This is a genomic window from Neobacillus sp. 204 (assembly GCF_046562815.1).
GTDB lineage: Bacteria > Bacillota > Bacilli > Bacillales > Cytobacillaceae > Neobacillus.
This window is the reverse complement of record NZ_JBJORY010000001.1, coordinates 490,925-507,811: the sequence shown is the minus strand read 5'-3', so window position 1 is coordinate 507,811 and position 16,887 is coordinate 490,925. Positions and strand designations below refer to the sequence as shown.

Annotated in this window: 18 protein-coding genes; all 18 read right to left on the bottom strand. The window is 39.2% G+C overall.

From position 1 onward, the window contains the following. Nucleotides 1-158: 158 nt before the first annotated feature. Nucleotides 159-2,237, bottom strand: coding sequence for a type I DNA topoisomerase (topA, locus tag ACJ004_RS02605; RefSeq protein ID WP_410890977.1), 2,079 nt, complete (start codon nucleotides 2,235-2,237; stop codon nucleotides 159-161). Between the two features lie 343 nt (nucleotides 2,238-2,580). Further along, a complete protein-coding gene (gene dprA / locus ACJ004_RS02600; protein ID WP_410890976.1) occupies nucleotides 2,581-3,468 on the bottom strand; it encodes a DNA-processing protein DprA in 888 nt (295 codons plus the stop codon). A 91-nt stretch (nucleotides 3,469-3,559) separates the two neighbouring features. Then, nucleotides 3,560-4,462, bottom strand: coding sequence for a succinate--CoA ligase subunit alpha (sucD, locus tag ACJ004_RS02595; protein ID WP_410890975.1), 903 nt, complete (start codon nucleotides 4,460-4,462; stop codon nucleotides 3,560-3,562). 22 nt (nucleotides 4,463-4,484) lie between these two features. Beyond that, a complete protein-coding gene (gene sucC / locus ACJ004_RS02590) occupies nucleotides 4,485-5,645 on the bottom strand; it encodes an ADP-forming succinate--CoA ligase subunit beta (RefSeq protein ID WP_410890974.1) in 1,161 nt (386 codons plus the stop codon). 1,024 nt (nucleotides 5,646-6,669) lie between these two features. After that, complete coding sequence (locus ACJ004_RS02585; RefSeq protein ID WP_410890973.1) at nucleotides 6,670-7,437, bottom strand: ribonuclease HII; 768 nt, start codon at nucleotides 7,435-7,437, stop codon at nucleotides 6,670-6,672. A 96-nt stretch (nucleotides 7,438-7,533) separates the two neighbouring features. Beyond that, nucleotides 7,534-8,439: an L-serine ammonia-lyase, iron-sulfur-dependent, subunit alpha gene (sdaAA, locus tag ACJ004_RS02580; RefSeq protein WP_410890972.1), complete on the bottom strand. Its 906-nt coding sequence runs from the start codon at nucleotides 8,437-8,439 to the stop codon at nucleotides 7,534-7,536. Between the two features lie 31 nt (nucleotides 8,440-8,470). Beyond that, complete coding sequence (gene sdaAB / locus ACJ004_RS02575) at nucleotides 8,471-9,133, bottom strand: L-serine ammonia-lyase, iron-sulfur-dependent subunit beta (RefSeq protein ID WP_410890971.1); 663 nt, start codon at nucleotides 9,131-9,133, stop codon at nucleotides 8,471-8,473. 129 nt (nucleotides 9,134-9,262) lie between these two features. Next, a complete protein-coding gene (gene ylqF / locus ACJ004_RS02570) occupies nucleotides 9,263-10,126 on the bottom strand; it encodes a ribosome biogenesis GTPase YlqF (protein ID WP_410890970.1) in 864 nt (287 codons plus the stop codon). Nucleotides 10,127-10,270: 144 nt separating this feature from the next. Next, nucleotides 10,271-10,828 carry a signal peptidase I gene (gene lepB, locus ACJ004_RS02565; RefSeq protein ID WP_410890969.1) on the bottom strand — a complete coding sequence of 186 codons (558 nt, stop codon included), beginning with the start codon at nucleotides 10,826-10,828 and terminating at the stop codon, nucleotides 10,271-10,273. A gap of 395 nt (nucleotides 10,829-11,223) precedes the next feature. Then, nucleotides 11,224-11,568 carry a 50S ribosomal protein L19 gene (gene rplS / locus ACJ004_RS02560; protein ID WP_335382540.1) on the bottom strand — a complete coding sequence of 115 codons (345 nt, stop codon included), beginning with the start codon at nucleotides 11,566-11,568 and terminating at the stop codon, nucleotides 11,224-11,226. Between the two features lie 145 nt (nucleotides 11,569-11,713). Continuing rightward, nucleotides 11,714-12,454 carry a tRNA (guanosine(37)-N1)-methyltransferase TrmD gene (gene trmD / locus ACJ004_RS02555; protein WP_410891265.1) on the bottom strand — a complete coding sequence of 247 codons (741 nt, stop codon included), beginning with the start codon at nucleotides 12,452-12,454 and terminating at the stop codon, nucleotides 11,714-11,716. Then, nucleotides 12,454-12,972: a ribosome maturation factor RimM gene (gene rimM, locus ACJ004_RS02550; protein WP_410890968.1), complete on the bottom strand. Its 519-nt coding sequence runs from the start codon at nucleotides 12,970-12,972 to the stop codon at nucleotides 12,454-12,456. Before rimM ends, trmD begins: the two co-directional genes overlap by 1 nt. A 4-nt stretch (nucleotides 12,973-12,976) precedes the next feature. Continuing rightward, a complete protein-coding gene (locus tag ACJ004_RS02545; RefSeq protein ID WP_410890967.1) occupies nucleotides 12,977-13,372 on the bottom strand; it encodes a YlqD family protein in 396 nt (131 codons plus the stop codon). An 82-nt stretch (nucleotides 13,373-13,454) separates the two neighbouring features. After that, nucleotides 13,455-13,685 carry a KH domain-containing protein gene (locus tag ACJ004_RS02540; protein ID WP_410890966.1) on the bottom strand — a complete coding sequence of 77 codons (231 nt, stop codon included), beginning with the start codon at nucleotides 13,683-13,685 and terminating at the stop codon, nucleotides 13,455-13,457. Between the two features lie 11 nt (nucleotides 13,686-13,696). Beyond that, nucleotides 13,697-13,969 (bottom strand): 30S ribosomal protein S16, encoded by a 273-nt coding sequence (gene rpsP, locus ACJ004_RS02535; protein ID WP_410890965.1) that lies wholly within the window; start codon nucleotides 13,967-13,969, stop codon nucleotides 13,697-13,699. Between the two features lie 120 nt (nucleotides 13,970-14,089). Then, the gene (gene ffh / locus ACJ004_RS02530) at nucleotides 14,090-15,442 is read right to left on the bottom strand and encodes a signal recognition particle protein (RefSeq protein WP_410890964.1); all 1,353 of its coding nucleotides are present in this window, start codon (nucleotides 15,440-15,442) and stop codon (nucleotides 14,090-14,092) included. 12 nt (nucleotides 15,443-15,454) lie between these two features. Continuing rightward, nucleotides 15,455-15,787 (bottom strand): putative DNA-binding protein, encoded by a 333-nt coding sequence (locus ACJ004_RS02525; protein WP_410890963.1) that lies wholly within the window; start codon nucleotides 15,785-15,787, stop codon nucleotides 15,455-15,457. 96 nt (nucleotides 15,788-15,883) lie between these two features. Next, nucleotides 15,884-16,870, bottom strand: a complete 987-nt coding sequence (ftsY, locus tag ACJ004_RS02520; protein ID WP_410890962.1) for a signal recognition particle-docking protein FtsY — start codon at nucleotides 16,868-16,870, stop codon at nucleotides 15,884-15,886. Nucleotides 16,871-16,887: the final 17 nt, after the last annotated feature.

Genomic DNA, 16,887 nt, shown 5'->3' with positions numbered 1-16,887 from the left:
CACAATTAAGTCCATCTTGCATTGTACTATACGAATGAAAAAGAAAAAAGTTTTAAATCATTCGAAAATGTTTTAAAAAGTGAAGTTGCCATATTCGTGCCTTTCATTTACGGATGATTTTCACAAAATGAAAAGAGTGGACTTTGTCCACTCTCCCCTTAGCTTTGTGGTTCTTCCTTGTAGTCACAACTAACACATTGAACTTGCACACCTTTTTTCAATTTCTTTTCAACCAACATGCCTTCACATTTAGGGCATTCCCTCGGCAGTGGTTTATCCCAGGAAATAAATTCACATTCTGGGTATTTGGTGCACCCGTAAAATAATCTCTTTTTCTTGCTTTTACGTTCAATGATCTGTCCTTCTTTACAATTTGGGCAAGTCACACCGATTTCTTTGACAATCGGTTTTGTATTCCGGCAATCTGGGAAGTTGCTGCAAGCCATGAATTTTCCATAGCGCCCCATTTTAAAGACCATCGGGTTTCCGCAGTTCTCACAATCTTCCCCAGCAGGTTCGTCTTTGATTTCAACTGATTGCATTTCTTCTTCAGCTTTTTTTAAATGAATTTCAAAATCTTGATAAAATTCATCAATTATATTGACCCAAGGAACTTTCCCATCCTCAACATTGTCTAAGCCTTGTTCCATTTTCGCTGTAAATTCAACATCGAGAATATCTGGAAAAAACTCTAAAATTAATTCATCGATAATTTCACCCAGCTCGGTTGGAACAAATCTTTTATTATCTAGTGCTACGTAGCCCCTCTTTTGGATCGTGTCTAATGTAGGTGCATAGGTAGACGGGCGCCCAATGCCAAGTTCTTCAAGTGTTTTCACAAGTCTTGCCTCTGTGTACCTTGGAGGTGGTTGTGTGAAGTGCTGCTTCGGCTCGATATCCTTTTTAAACACTTCATCGCCTTCTTTAAGATCAGGAAGCATTTTGTCCTTTTCATCTACATTGTCATCTGACCCCTCAACATAAAGCTTCATAAAGCCAGGAAACTTAATTTTTGAACCATTGGCACGGAATATAACGCTACCATTTTGCAAGTCGACACTCATGGTATCCATAACTGCTTGTGCCATTTGACTAGCTAAAAAACGTTCCCAGATTAATTTATATAAGCGATGTTGGTCTCTTGATAAAAATGCTTTTAAGCTATTAGGGTCCCTTAATGTACTGGTCGGGCGAATCGCTTCATGTGCATCTTGAGCATTCGATTGTTTCTTCTCTTTTCTTTGATCTTCTTTTAAATAATTTTCCCCATACTCTGATTGGATGTAACTCGCAGCTTCGGCTTGGGCGACTTCTGAAATCCGTGTTGAGTCTGTTCTCATATAAGTAATCAGACCAACCGTTCCTTCTTTTCCAAGTTCGATTCCCTCATATAACTGCTGTGCGAGCATCATCGTTTTCTTAGCCCGGAAGTTCAGTTTTCTGGCTGCCTCTTGTTGCAAGGATGAAGTAATAAAAGGTGGTGCCGGGTTTCTTTTTCGTTCTTTTTTTGTAACTGACACAACTTTGAATTTATTATCATCCATTTGACTTAAGATTTTTTGAACATCTTGTTCGGATTTAAGTTCGAATTTTTCCTTATTAGCTAGTGAAAAATACTGGGCACTAAAATGGTCTTTCCCTTTTAAAAATTCTCCATCAATCGTCCAATATTCTTCTGGGACAAAGGCTTTGATCTCCGTTTCCCGATCAATAATTAGTCGGACCGCAACCGATTGAACCCGACCAGCACTTAATCCCTTTTTCACCTTTTTCCAAAGTAATGGACTGATATTATAGCCTACAAGGCGATCAAGAATTCTCCGTGCCTGCTGAGCATCGACTAAATCCATATTAATTGGTCGTGGATGCTTAAATGACTCTTTAATTGCATCTTTTGTAATTTCATTAAAAACTACACGACAATCAGAAGTAATGTCGACTGATAAGCTATGGGCCAAATGCCAAGCTATTGCTTCCCCTTCGCGATCCGGGTCAGCTGCGAGATAAATTTTTTTAGCCTTTTTGGCCGCTGTTTTTAATTCTTTTAAAACAGGACCTTTTCCACGAATCGTTATATATTTTGGTTCATAGCTATTTTCTACATTGACCCCCATTTGGCTCCGTGGCAAATCGCGAATATGTCCCATTGATGCTTTTACTTTATATTTATTGCCTAAATATCGTTCAATCGTTTTCGCTTTTGCCGGCGATTCAACGATTACAAGAAAATCTGCCATTCAAATATCCTCCTTAAGAGGGAAAGTGTAGAAGCGCCCCGAATCCGGCAACTGTCTGTTTCCAAGGTGCTTTTCATTTGAGAAGCTTTCCTAAATACCAGTTTTACCTAAATTGACCGGAGAAAATACTTTACAAAACTGCCCTATCCCAAAGTTTTTCATTATATGTTATTTAAAATATTATTTATTCCATTTGCAAATATTCTTTTTTTCGAACATCTGTTGGAAAATGTATAACAAATTTGAAATTATTGCAACCTTTTTAAGCTAATTTCTCCATTTATTCATAAAAACCTTTAAAATTAACCAATTTTTCTAAGATATTTATAGATAAACAAGAGTTTCATTTAATTTCAACTAATATATCTTCAGCATCTGTCACGAGCTTTGCCCCTTGTTGAATTAACTCGTTTGCACCGATGGAATATGGATTAAAAATGCTTCCAGGTAAGGAAAATACATCTCTTCCCTCATTAACAGCAAAATTTGCGGTTATTAGGGAGCCGCTTTTACGTTTTGCTTCTATAATAAGGGTCCCCTTTGACAGACCGCTTATGATTCGATTTCTAGACGGAAAATGCCATCGAAGTGGCTTTGTATCGGGTGGGTACTCTGATAGAACGAGCTGATTTTTCATCATTTCTAATGCTAAGTTCATATTTTCCTTTGGATAAATATGATAAAAGCCACCAGCTATCACGGCAATGGTTTTTCCACCATTTCTAATCGCAGATTCATGAGCAAGTGCGTCAATGCCCCTTGCTAACCCACTTACAATCAGCACACCTTTGTCTATTAAACCCGGAAAAATCAGACGAATCGCATTTTTACCATATTGAGTAGCCTGTCGAGATCCGACAACTGCAAGTTTGGGGTCTTTTTCAAGGAGAGATAGGTCACCCTTAGCAAACAAAGCCCATGGCGGTTGATATATTTCTTTTAACAAGGGGGGATATTCCTTATCCAAAATAGTGATCACGGTTATTTCATTGGTTTCATATTGGCGGATTTGGTCACGAATGATGTCGGGATGAAGGAAATTGGTAGAAAATTTTTCTGAAGGGTTACTTGAGGTACCGGGTGGAAATAAGCAAGTTTGCTGTGGAAATGGGGGGTGTACCTTATACAAGTTTTTTAAAGTCGGGTCTTTTTTTAGCATTTGTAAAACGGTACTCCAAGAGATTTCCGGATAATGCAGCAAGGAAATAAGCTTTTCTTTAAAATCGTCCATTATAAAAAATTGCCTCCTTATAATTATGATAGTAGAATAAATAGCCCCTCAATTATGAGGGACTATTTGATATGATCTCGCAGCACATATATTAGTGTGTTTTACACTTTTCGTATAAACCTTGTTCTTTTAATACTTCGATTAAAGTTTCACCCATAACAGATGGAGTGTCAGCAACTTTAATTCCGCATTCGTTCATAACACGGATTTTTTCATCTGCTGTACCCTTACCGCCTGAGATAATTGCACCTGCATGTCCCATACGCTTTCCTGGAGGGGCTGTACGACCACCAATGAATCCGACAACAGGTTTTGTCATGTTCGCTTTCACCCACTCAGCTGCTTCTTCTTCAGCTGTTCCGCCGATTTCACCAATCATGATTACAGCGTATGTTTCAGGATCTTCATTAAATGCCTTTAGGACATCAATGAAATTGGTTCCGTTAACAGGGTCCCCGCCAATACCTACAGCAGTAGTTTGACCAAGCCCAGCTTGAGTTAATTGATGAACAGCTTCGTAAGTTAATGTTCCAGAGCGGGATACAACGCCTACATGGCCTTTTGTATGAATGTAACCTGGCATGATACCGATTTTACACTCGTCAGGAGTGATTACACCTGGGCAGTTCGGACCAACTAAGCGGGTCTTTTTGCCTTCCATGTAACGCTTTACTTTTACCATATCCAATACTGGAATATGTTCAGTGATGCAAATAGCAAGATCTAACTCAGCATCGACAGCTTCGATAATCGCATCTGCGGCAAATGGTGCTGGTACGTAAATAACGGATGCAGTAGCGCCAGTTGAATCAACAGCATCTTTAACCGTGTTAAAGACAGGCACGCCTTCTACTTCCATACCGCCTTTACCTGGTGAGGTACCACCAACAATTTGTGTACCATATTCAAGCATTTGTTTTGTATGAAAAAGGGCTGTTGAACCAGTAATCCCTTGAACAATAACTTTTGTATCTTTATTAATAAAAACGCTCACGTTAATTCCCCTTTCTATGATCCTATTTCACTAATGAAACGATTTTTTGTGCGCCATCAGCCATGGATTCAGCAGCAATAATCTCTACGGTTGACTCAGCTAAGATTTTCTTACCTAAATCAACATTTGTTCCTTCTAAGCGAACAACTAGTGGAACACTTAGGCCAACCTGCTTAGCTGCTTCTACTACACCCTCAGCAATAACATCACACTTCATGATTCCACCAAAGATATTAACGAAAATACCTTTTACGTTTGGATCAGAAAGGATAATTTTGAATGCTTCTGTAACCTTTTCAGCTGTCGCGCCGCCCCCAACATCAAGGAAGTTAGCGGGGTCGCCGCCGTAATGTTTAATAATATCCATCGTGGACATAGCAAGTCCAGCTCCGTTAACCATACAGCCAATGTTGCCATCTAATGCAACATAGCTTAAATCGTATTTAGAAGCTTCGATTTCTTTTGCATCCTCTTCTTCAAGGTCACGGTACTCTAAAACGTCTTTTTGACGGTATAGAGCATTTGAGTCAAAGTTCAATTTAGCATCAAGTGCCATTACTTTCCCATCACCTGTAACAACAAGCGGGTTAATTTCTGCAATCGAGCAATCCTTGTCAATGTAAGCATTGTATAGTGCTGTCATAAATTTTACAGCCTGGTTAATTAATTCTTTTGGAATATTAATATTGAACGCAATTCGACGTGCTTGATAAGCCTGTAAGCCAACTACAGGATCAATTTGTTCTTTGAAAATTTTCTCTGGAGTCTTTTCAGCAACCTCTTCGATTTCCGTACCGCCCTCTTCTGAAGCCATCAAAACAACTCGAGATGTCGCACGGTCTAATACTAGTCCAATATAATATTCTTTTTTAATATCACAGCCTTCTTCAATTAGCAGGCGTTTTACTTCTTTACCTTCTGGACCTGTTTGGTGTGTTACTAAAGTTTTTCCGAGGATTTCGCTGGCATATGTACGAACCTCATCAAGGTTTTTCGCTACTTTAACACCACCGGCTTTACCCCGTCCACCGGCATGGATTTGTGCTTTTACCACACAAACCTGTGTACCTAATTCTTTCGCCGCTTCCACTGCTTCTTCTACAGTGAATGCTACTTTTCCATTTGGAACAGCAACCCCGTATTTTCTGAGGATCTCTTTCCCTTGATACTCATGGATATTCATTTCCCATCCTCCTATTCAAACTCTTCTAAAAACTGACTCCGTTTTCATTTTATATAATGATACATACCTTGTCTACCATTATGCTAAAAAATTATATACGTCGTTTTAATACTCGAAATAGTCAATTACTTATTCTTGATTTCTCGGAGGGAATCTACACCTCATTTGGAATAATTTGTTTTCCAATATAATAAAAATACAGGTATTTATCTGTTTTCAGGCTATCGAAAAACCTCGACAGCATTTTATTCATTCACTTCAACAATTCACCGCGTAAATTCGTTATAATTATTGGTATATAGACTTTAAACAGGTCTGTTGATTGGCGCTCCAGGCACTTCGCTTTCCGCGGGCGTGCCGGGAAGCCTCCTCCGCTCCTGCGGGGTCTCCCCTGACCCGTACTCCCGCAGGAGTCTTCGTGCCTTCCGCACCAATCAACAGAGTGTTTTCAATAAAGACCTTCACCTCAACTAATAAATAATAAAAGAAGTGGTGAAATCAATGTTTAAGCCAAAAGAGTTTAGCCAAAGTGAATATGAATTTGTATCTATTGATGAATAGTTACCTGATGACCATCTTCTTCGTTTGATTGATAAGCATATTGATTTTTCGCTTCTTCTTGAGAAGGACCGTCCTTATTACAGCGATTGAAGAATGTGAGCGAACAGGCTCTTCTTACTGCAGCCTGACAAAATATAAAAAGATTGTGACACACTTAGCAAGGTTAGAAAAATTGTGTTGTAGTACTTTAGGTTGATTTGCCTCCCTGTTGATTGGAGCGGAGGGCACTTGACTCCTACGGGATAGAGAGGTCACTGGAGACCCCGCAGGCGCCAATGCGCCGAGGAGGCTCCAGGACCTCCCCGCGGAAAGCGAGTGCCCGGAGCGGAAATCAACAGGCCTATTTGCATGGACAATCAATAAATTTAGTATTTAGATTCAGACAAATAAAAAATTGCAGAGAAAAATACCCTTTCTCGACAATCTGAAAACAGGTATTTACCTGTTTTTTATTGTGTTTTCCTTAGACAAAATCCTTAACTGGTGCGAAGCTTTTTCTGTGATAGGATGTAATCCCATGTTTCTTAATAGCCTCGATGTGCTCCTTTGTTCCATATCCCATGTTTTGCTGAAATCCATAGACAGAGTGGATGTGGGAAATTTCCTTCATCAGTGAATCTCTGGCTACTTTTGCTACAATTGATGCTGCAGCGATTGAGATACTTTTTGCGTCACCCTTAATAATAGATTCAGAGGGAAAAGGAAGGTCAAGTTTCATTGCATCAATAAGTAATAAGTCAGGTTTTGGGTCTAATGATGCAATTGCAGCATTCATAGCTTTTTTTGTGGCTTGATATATATTCATTTCATCAATTTCCTGCGCATGAATCATCGAAATGCTGAAGGCTATTGCTTCTTTTCTAATGATTGCATCGTATTCCAAGCGTTTTTTTTCAGATAGCTTTTTGGAGTCGTCTATCCCTGCAAGGAAAAAGTCTTTTGGTAAAATGACTGCTGCGGCAACTACTGGACCTGCAAGCGGTCCTCTCCCAACTTCATCAACACCTGCAATCATTTCATAGCCTCTTATGCGCCATTTCTGCTCATACACATTCATTTCAACAAATTTTTCTTTTAGTTGTTGCTGTTCTGCAAATTTCTTTTTCCATCTATGTACCAACTGTTGGACACCTTTACGCTCATCTTGAAAAAGATTGACTAAGAAAGGATCAGATTCGTTCACGATCTTTTCCAAATGTTGTTCAATTTCTGTGATTGTTAATTGTTTCATTCATTTTCACCCGCTATTATAATCCCTTAGCATCTACTAGTTCGGACACAAAAGAACACCCAATATTTTATATCAATTGGGTGTTATTTACTCTTGTTAGGATAACACTAAGTCTTTTAGTTTAAATGGTTTTTCCGTGCCAAAAATTTCTTGTTCCAATCTTTTTCCTGTCGGAGTTGCTGCAAGACCACCCTCAGCTGTTTCCCTTAAAGCAGATGGCATGGATTGGCCTATTATAAACATGGCATGAATGACTTCATCACAAGGGATTCTGCTTGTAATTCCTGCCAACGCCATATCCGCTGCAGTGATGGCATTGGATGCCCCCATAGCATTTCGCTTCACACAAGGAACTTCAACTAAGCCTGCGACTGGATCACATACTAATCCAAGCATATTTTTCAAGGTAATCGCCATCGCCTCAGCAGCCTGCTTAGGGGAGCCGCCTGCTAGCTCTACAATCGCTGCTGCTGCCATTCCACTTGCAGAACCTACCTCTGCTTGGCATCCCCCTGCTGCGCCAGATATAGAAGCATTATTAGCCACGACGAAACCGAATGCCGCGGCCGTAAATAAAAATTCAATCATTTCTTGCCGGGTGGGATTTAACTTTTCTTTTACAGCAAATAATGTTCCAGGGACTACGCCTGCTGAACCCGCTGTAGGCGTAGCACAAATAACACCCATTGCGGCGTTCACTTCATTCGTTGCAACCGCTTTACTTACGGCATCTAATAAAATGGTTCCCCCAAGTGCTTTACCACTTTTAAGATAATTTTGGAGCAATACTGCGTCGCCGCCTGTTAGGCCGGTATGGGAGTGTACGCCCTTTAGACCTCTTTCAACCGCTTGTTCCATAATCATTAAGTTCTTTTCCATTTTATTAAGGACTTCTTCTCTAGAAAGACCCGAAACTTCAATTTCTTGACGGATCATGATTTCTGCAATTTTCACTTGATTAGTTTCCGCAAGTTGAACAAGTTCCGCTACATTTCTAAACATTCGAACACCTCCTGATGGCAATATCGTTTATCTATTCAGCCATTCGAATGATTTGGGATACATTTGAAAGCTGCTGTAATTCATCGATTACTATTTCATCAATTTTCTGGTCCACTTCAATAAGCATTAAAGCCATTTCACCTTTTTCTAATCGCGAAACTTCCATATGACCAATATTAATCTCATATTTTGATAAAACACTTGTTACGGCTGAGATGATACCAAAACGGTCTTGATGAATGACCAAGATAGCGGGATGTTCACCAGAAAGTTTCAACGGAAAGGAGTTTAATTCTGTAATCTCTATCGTACCACCGCCAATAGAAATCCCAACTAATTCAAGTTCGTTATCATCGTGATATAAATTAATTTTTACGGTATTGGGATGATCCGTTACTGCTTCTTCAATAGAAAAGGTCACATCTAAACCCAATTCTTTTGCTATTTCTAAAGATTGTGGCATACGTTCATCAAATGTATCAAAATCTAACAGTCCAGCCACAATGGCAAAGTCTGTTCCATGTCCTTTATAGGTTTTTGCAAATGAACCGTACAAAGAGATAATTGCTTTTTTGGGCAGACGACCGAATAAGGTTCTTGCGACCCGGCCAATTCTTGCTGCACCTGCTGTATGAGAGCTTGATGGTCCAATCATGACTGGACCTATAATATCAAATGCTGATCGATATTTCATTTAGGACGCTCCTTTACTTTCATTACTAATTAATTTTACAAGATATTGTGCTAAATAGCCTGCGATAATTACTGGAAAATCTCATAAAAAAGACTCTCCGACCTGGAGAGCTCTAGCCAAATTTTTCCTTTATTCAACAATAAAATCAGCTGGTCGTTCAAAGGTAATCCGGCCAAATTTTTCCGACCTAATTTCCCTGATCACTAGTTCTGAAACCTTATCATAGTCAACGATCCCGCCTGCCATTAGGCATCCACGGAGTACACCTATTTTGTCAAACATCTCGACTACATCCTCAGGCAGGGTATCAAGATTGAAGCGCTCCTTTAAGCGCCCGGGATATTCACGTTCTAAAAACTTGAGAACATATACAGTAAGGTCTTGCAGGTTCAGTAAAGTATCCTTGATTGCCCCTGTTACGGCCAGTTTTTTACCAACTTCCTGGTCCTCAAACTTCGGCCATAAGATCCCTGGCGTATCAAGAAGTTCCATTTCCTTCCCTACTTTAATCCATTGTTGAGCTTTCGTAACACCTGGTGTATTTCCAGTTTTAGCGATATTTTTCTTCGCTAACCGATTAATTAATGTCGATTTTCCAGCGTTAGGAATTCCGACAATCATCGCACGAATCGCCCTTGGATTTGTAACCCCTCTTGCTCGAAGGCGGTCAAATTTTTCCTTCAATAGTTCTTGAGAAGCCTGGGCAATATCTCTCATCCCTTCTCCGGCTTGAGAATTAATCGCTAATGCTTTAATTCCTTTTCCGGCAAAGAAGTCAATCCATTCCCTTGTAGCTTCTCTATCAGCCATATCTGCTTTATTTAACAAGACAAGCCTTGGCTTATGCTGAATTATTTCATCGATCATTGGATTTCTCGAAGAGTATGGAATTCTCGCATCCACCAATTCGAAAATAATATCAACCAATTTTAACTTTTCTGTGACCTCTCTGCGAGCCTTTGCCATATGGCCTGGAAACCATTGGATCGTCATACGGCCACCTCCCATAAAAGCGTAAGCGCCTTGACCAGCCCCGACAAGCATAAGACAAGCCGGCAGGAAGGTTGTTTTTTAACCTTCATGACGGATTGGCTGTAGACCATCGAGGGGCTAGGCGCTGTAGCTGGATAATAAACTCTATTTCACTGTTACGATATGTGCATCATTTAAAGGCCAGTAAACAAAACTTGTTTTACCGATAATTTTATCATAAGAAATGGTCCCAATATGGCGACTATCTTTACTGAAGCGGCGATTATCACCCATCACAAACAATTCACCTTTTGGAACTGTTTTACGACCTATTTTTTCTTCCAATGTGAATGGATCTGTTAACGGTCCATCTTGAACTTCTTTTTTATACTTATCTAAATATGGCTCTTTATACGCTTTTCCATTAACATATAATGTATCATCTTTATACTCGATCGTATCGCCGGGCAGTCCTATCACGCGCTTTATGTAATCTTTTTGCTCTGGTGCATGAAAGACAATGATATCAAAACGCTTTGGCTCACCAATATTATAACTAAACTTATTTACTATCATTCGATCCTGATCTTTCAATGTTGGCATCATCGATAACCCATCGACAACAATCGGAGCAAACAGAAAGTAACGAATTACCGCAGCTAATATAACTGCAATTAAAAGGGCCTTTGTCCATTCCCAAAGTTCATTCTTCTTTTTTGTCATAACAATCCCCGCCATTCTCTGTAAAAAAATGTTTTATAAAGCTTATTTTACATAACTTCAACAAATTTAACACGATGGGAACATATTTTTTAATTAAACTTTAATAATTTATTAAAAAATCATCAACAATTTGGTAACCCCATAAATCTCTTTATTAAAGGCTCTTTTCGTAAAATTTGTTGCTTTTGGAGCTTTATAAGGGTCATCTACTAAGTATCTAGGCAATTTTAGCAAGAGTTCTTACGTAAAGATGCCACGATGCATAAAGTTATACGGTTTGAAGAACTTATACGAAAAGCAACAATCTATGCGAAAATAGCCTTGTTAAGGGGCTCATTAAATCGATACATATAAAAAAAGAGCCTGCTCCCGAGCAAGCTCTTTTTCTTTTCTTATTATCGAATCTCTTTAATTCTTGCTTTTTTACCACGAAGGTTACGCAAGTAGTAAAGCTTAGCACGGCGAACTTTACCGCGACGAAGTACTTCTAGCTTCGCAATTTTTGGTGTGTGTACTGGGAAAGTACGCTCAACGCCTACTCCGTAAGAAATTTTACGAACTGTAAAAGTTTCGCTAATTCCACCACCACGACGCTTAATCACAACACCTTCAAATAACTGAATACGCTCACGAGTACCCTCGACAACCTTAACGTGTACACGTACAGTGTCACCAGGACGGAAAGCAGGAAGATCAGTACGAAGTTGTTCTTTTGTGATATCTTCAATCAATTTTTGCATCGTTTTCAACTCCTTCCAACAGACGCTCATGCACATCAAACTTCTAAATCCACTGCAGCGGAACATCGTTATAAGACCACAATCTGATAGGTATCAGCTCAAGTCACAAGTAGTATCATACCATATTTACTAGACACGTGCAATACTACTTATCCTCTTTTTTTATTTCATTAAGCCATTTTTCCTGCTCGTCTGTTAATTCAATTTTCTCCAAAAGGTCTGGGCGTCTGGCAAGTGTTCGTCGCAATGCTTCTTTATTACGCCATTCCTCTATTAACTTATGATTCCCTGATATTAGAACGTCCGGTACCTTCAGGCCTCGGAAATCTGCTGGTCTTGTATAGTGTGGATGCTCAAGCAGTCCCGTGCTGAAAGAATCTTTCATATGAGATTCCTGGTTACCTAACACTTCAGGCAGGAGGCGGACTACACTATCGACTACTACCATTGCACCAAGTTCACCGCCAGTCAAGACATAATCTCCAATCGATATTTCGTCCGTCACAACATGTTCCCTAATTCGTTCATCATAGCCCTCATAATGACCACAAATAAAAATTAAATGCTCTTCTTTTGCCAATTCCTCCGCTTTTCGCTGTTCATAGCTTTCACCCTGTGGACATAGAAGAATCACTCTGGGAGTTCTACACTTTGCTTTTTCTTTAAGAGATTCAACAGCGTCAAAGATCGGCTGCGCTTTTAAAACCATACCAGCACCACCGCCGTATGGGTAATCGTCCACGGTTGAATGTTTGTTATCTGCAAATTCACGAAAATTAACGACGTTATAGTTGACTGCCGATTTTTCAACAGCCTTTTGCAAAATGGATTGGCCCAGTACCCCGGAAAACATTTCCGGAAATAAAGTGAGAATATCTATCTGCATCATGAAAATAGACCTTCTATTGGATCAATTAATATAACTTTCTCTTTCACATCTACTTTCTTAACTACATCATGGATATAAGGGATTAGTAATTCTTTGCCGCTTTTACCTTTTACCACCCAGACATCATTGGCACCAGGGGATAGGATTTCAGAAACTTTTCCAAGTTCTTCCCCTTTTGTTGTAGCAACAAGGCATCCAATAATTTCATGGTAATAAAATTCGTCTTCTTCAAGGGTACCTAGTTGTGATTCAGGTACTTTCAGGATTCCTTCTCTAAACTTTTCTACTTCATTGATATTGTTAAAACCTTCAAATGTAAGTAATTCAAAATTTTTATGGGTTCGGTGGCTTTTGACTGTTAGTTCAATCGGAGAACTCGAACCTGGCATAAACAAATATAATACATTTCCTGCCTTATAGCGTTTCTCAGGGAAATCAGTCTTTGAAATGACCCGGACTTCCCCCTTAATCCCCTGCGTATTAACAATTTTTCCAACATTAAACCATTTTTCCATTTCCTTATTCACCTTCTCTTATTTCCTCAATTATTCCATCTTTAATTATGATCTCTGGCTGTCCTTGGCGATCATTCCACGAATCGCCCACTTTTACCTCAATAAGAGCCTGAACTTCCTTTTCCTTTAATTCACTGCCTAAAGGTAGCATATGTAATTGTTCGATTTGAAAATCAAGAAGCTTTTCTTTTTCCAAACGTTTATTGATTTCTTTTTCAAAATGATTCTTTAACGCTCCAGGAGAGAAATTCTTGGTTTTTTCCATCCGCTTCAGTTCAAATTGAAGCTGATTATTTTCCCGCTGAAGCTGCAGTTTTTTCGCTTCATATTGATCGAATAATTTTTTCTTACTATCTTCCGTTAGAATTTGTTTTACCACAACAGTTTGAATGATTTGCATAGAAATTCCTCCCTCACGCTCTCACATTCGTATGCAAAAAAAGGGAGGAAATAATTCCTCCCTTTCATCTCGGTGCAAAAAGCTATTCACCAATTTCTAGAAAAATTTTCTTTTGTTGTGATGATCCCGCTGCGTATACAACAGTTCTAATGGCCTTTGCAACACGCCCCTGTTTACCAATAACTTTTCCCATATCTGTTTTATTAACAGATAGTTGATAGGTTATGCGGCTGTCGTCTTCCACAACATCCACTCGAACGTCTTCTGGAAAATCAACAAGAGGCTTAACAATCGTTTCGACTAATTGTTTCATCGTCGTCCGGATTACTTGCTTAATTTTGCATTATGGAATTTTTCCATGATGCCTTGGTTAGAGAAAAGGTTACGAACTGTATCAGATGGCTTTGCGCCGTCTTGTAACCATTTAAGAGCTAATTCTTCGTTGATGTCAACTTTAGCTGGTTGCGCAACTGGATTGTAAGTTCCAACAATCTCGATGTAACGTCCATCACGTGGTGAACGAGAATCTGCTACTACGATACGATAGAAAGGAGTTTTGTTAGCTCCCATACGTTTTAAACGAATTTTTACTGCCATTTTAAAAAAGCACCTCCGAATAGTTTCACACAAGATAGTATAATATCAATTCTTTTATAGTTTGTAAAGTGTTTTTTCTTTACATACAGTATTGCCAATTTTTTTCAGAAATAAAACAAGCTAGAATGGTTTAAATGGAAATTTAAATCCACCTTTTTTCTTGCCTTTTTGCTGCATTCCAGTCATTTGTTTCATCATTTTTTTCATGTCTTCAAACTGTTTCAACAAACGATTTACTTCCGTTACAGAGCGACCGCTGCCCTTAGCAATGCGGTTTTTCCGTTTTGCATTCAAAATTTCAGGATTATTTTTTTCAGCCATAGTCATCGAACGGATGATTGCCTCTACATGCGCAATTTGTTTCTCATCAATTTGAAGATTATTTAACCCTTTGATTTTATTTGCACCAGGCATCATCTTTAATAATTCGTCAAGTGGTCCTAAATTACGAACTTGACCAAGCTGTTCCAAAAAATCTTCCAGCGTAAAAGACGCTGTCCGCATTTTTTGTTCCAACTCTTTGGCTTTTTCTTCATCAACATTGGCCTGTGCCTTTTCAATCAACGTCAGCACGTCACCCATACCAAGGATCCTTGATGCCATCCGTTCAGGGTGAAACGGTTCAAGAGCGTCTAACTTCTCACCTAAACCGACAAATTTAATAGGTGTTTGCGTTACAGCACGAATCGATAGCGCCGCACCGCCCCTAGTATCACCGTCTAACTTCGTTAATACAACTCCTGTTAGACCGAGCTGTTCATTAAAGCTTTGAGCGACATTAACCGCGTCTTGACCGGTCATGGCATCGACAACTAAGAAGATTTCATCAGGCTTCGTCAATTCTTTAATGTCCTTTAACTCACCCATTAATGCTTCATCAACATGAAGTCGGCCAGCAGTATCAATAAGGACATAATCATTGTGCTCTTCTTTTGCTTTTGCAATTGCCTGCCTAGCAATTTCTACTGGGCTAACTTGATCACCAAGTGAGAAAACAGGCATGTCCAGTTGCTTACCAAGGGTTTCAAGCTGTTTAATGGCTGCAGGTCGATAAATATCTGCTGCAACAAGCAGGGGCTTACGGTTATACTTTTTGCGAAGTAAATTAGCAAGCTTTCCTGAAGTTGTCGTTTTACCGGCACCCTGTAAGCCGACCATCATGATGACCGTAGGGGGACGATTAGACGCAGCGATTTTGCTTTGTTCTCCACCCATTAACTCCGTTAATTCTTCATTAACGATTTTAATAATTTGCTGTCCAGGTGTTAAGCTTTTCAGTACTTCCTGCCCTACGGCACGGTCACTGACTTTTTTCACAAAATCTTTAACTACCTTGAAGTTTACGTCTGCTTCTAGTAAAGCGAGACGTACTTCCCGCATCATTTCTTTTACATCCGCTTCTGAAACTTTTCCTTTACCGCGGATTTTCTGGATTGTATTCTGCAGTCGGTCGGCTAATCCTTCAAATGCCATTCATGCCGCCTCCTAATCTAAATTCTCCAACTCGGCAACAGCTTCTAACATTGCCTGCTTTGAAGGGTCATCCTCATTAAGCAATTCTTTAACATTTCTTAAAAGTTTGCTGCGCTCTTGAAATTTATGAAATAAAAGAAGCTTTTCTTCATACTCCTCGAGCATTGCCTCGGTCCGTTTAATATTATCATAAACGGCTTGACGACTGACGTCATACTCTTCGGCTATTTCTCCTAAAGAAAAATCATCTAAATAATAGAGAGACATATAGCTTTGCTGTTTTGGTGTTAACAACGAATGGTAAAAATCATAAAGATAGTTCATTCGTGTTGTCTTTTCAAGCATGCCAATCCCCTCCAACACGTATGTTAAGTGAAAAGCCTTTACATAAGTAGTTTACAGGGTCAGGGATTATCTGTCAAGATAATCCCTTTACATCACTTATTCCGTTTTTTCTATTTCATTGGCAAATAATCCATACACATATTTCTCCGCATCAAATTCCTGAAGATCATCCATTTTTTCGCCAAGACCAACAAATTTTACAGGAATTTTTAATTCATTGCGAATCGCAAGGACAATACCGCCTTTTGCCGTTCCATCCAATTTTGAAAGGACGATTCCACTTACATTTGTCACTTCTTTGAAGGTTTTTGCCTGGATTAAAGCGTTTTGACCAGTTGTTGCATCTAAAACTAGGATTACTTCATGGGGTGCACCTGGAATTTCTTTTTCGATGACACGTTTAACCTTCTCAAGCTCCTTCATTAAGTTCACTTTGTTTTGCAAGCGTCCAGCGGTGTCACATAACAAAATATCTGTTTTTCGAGATTTCGCAGCCTGAATTGCATCATACATAACAGCAGCTGGATCTGACCCTTCTGCTTGCTTGATAACTTCAACACCGACTCTTTCTCCCCAGACTTCTAGCTGTTCTATTGCTCCAGCACGGAAGGTATCACCTGCAACCAATAATACTTTCTTTCCCTCATTTTTAAACTTGTAACCTAGTTTTCCAATTGTAGTAGTTTTTCCAACGCCGTTTACCCCAACAAATAGGATAACAGTTAACCCATCCGCTTGAATATTTAATTTTGAGGATTGTTCTTCACCCGCATTATAAATATCAACAAGTTTCTCGGAAATTACGCTTTGAACTTCCCGTGGATCTTGGATATTTCGGCGTTTTACCTCCATTTTTAAATCTTCGATTAGTTTCATTACGGTGTCAAAACCGACATCGGCTTGGATCATGATTTCCTCTAATTCCTCGAAGAAATCTTCATCCACTTTGCGGTATCTTGCGACAAGATCATTTACCTTTCCGGAAAAATTATCTCTTGTTTTCGTCAAACCTTCCTTAAACTTCTCTGTTACTGTATCGGTTGACTTTGTAATTTTTTCTTTTAACTTTTTAAAAAAACTCATTTTCTCACTTCCTAATG

Bases quoted from the DNA above. Each gene is read 5' to 3' on its own strand.
- topA (WP_410890977.1), bottom strand. From the start codon at position 2,237: ATGGCAGATTTTCTTGTAATCGTTGAATCGCCGGCAAAAGCGAAAACG.
- dprA (WP_410890976.1), bottom strand. From the start codon at position 3,468: ATGGACGATTTTAAAGAAAAGCTTATTTCCTTGCTGCATTATCCGGAA.
- sucC (WP_410890974.1), bottom strand. From the start codon at position 5,645: ATGAATATCCATGAGTATCAAGGGAAAGAGATCCTCAGAAAATACGGG.
- ACJ004_RS02585 (WP_410890973.1), bottom strand. From the start codon at position 7,437: ATGAAACAATTAACAATCACAGAAATTGAACAACATTTGGAAAAGATC.
- sdaAA (WP_410890972.1), bottom strand. From the start codon at position 8,439: ATGTTTAGAAATGTAGCGGAACTTGTTCAACTTGCGGAAACTAATCAA.
- sdaAB (WP_410890971.1), bottom strand. From the start codon at position 9,133: ATGAAATATCGATCAGCATTTGATATTATAGGTCCAGTCATGATTGGA.
- ylqF (WP_410890970.1), bottom strand. From the start codon at position 10,126: ATGACGATCCAATGGTTTCCAGGCCATATGGCAAAGGCTCGCAGAGAG.
- lepB (WP_410890969.1), bottom strand. From the start codon at position 10,828: ATGACAAAAAAGAAGAATGAACTTTGGGAATGGACAAAGGCCCTTTTA.
- rplS (WP_335382540.1), bottom strand. From the start codon at position 11,568: ATGCAAAAATTGATTGAAGATATCACAAAAGAACAACTTCGTACTGAT.
- trmD (WP_410891265.1), bottom strand. From the start codon at position 12,454: ATGCAGATAGATATTCTCACTTTATTTCCGGAAATGTTTTCCGGGGTA.
- rimM (WP_410890968.1), bottom strand. From the start codon at position 12,972: ATGGAAAAATGGTTTAATGTTGGAAAAATTGTTAATACGCAGGGGATT.
- ACJ004_RS02545 (WP_410890967.1), bottom strand. From the start codon at position 13,372: ATGCAAATCATTCAAACTGTTGTGGTAAAACAAATTCTAACGGAAGAT.
- ACJ004_RS02540 (WP_410890966.1), bottom strand. From the start codon at position 13,685: ATGAAACAATTAGTCGAAACGATTGTTAAGCCTCTTGTTGATTTTCCA.
- rpsP (WP_410890965.1), bottom strand. From the start codon at position 13,969: ATGGCAGTAAAAATTCGTTTAAAACGTATGGGAGCTAACAAAACTCCT.
- ffh (WP_410890964.1), bottom strand. From the start codon at position 15,442: ATGGCATTTGAAGGATTAGCCGACCGACTGCAGAATACAATCCAGAAA.
- ACJ004_RS02525 (WP_410890963.1), bottom strand. From the start codon at position 15,787: ATGCTTGAAAAGACAACACGAATGAACTATCTTTATGATTTTTACCAT.
- ftsY (WP_410890962.1), bottom strand. From the start codon at position 16,870: ATGAGTTTTTTTAAAAAGTTAAAAGAAAAAATTACAAAGTCAACCGAT.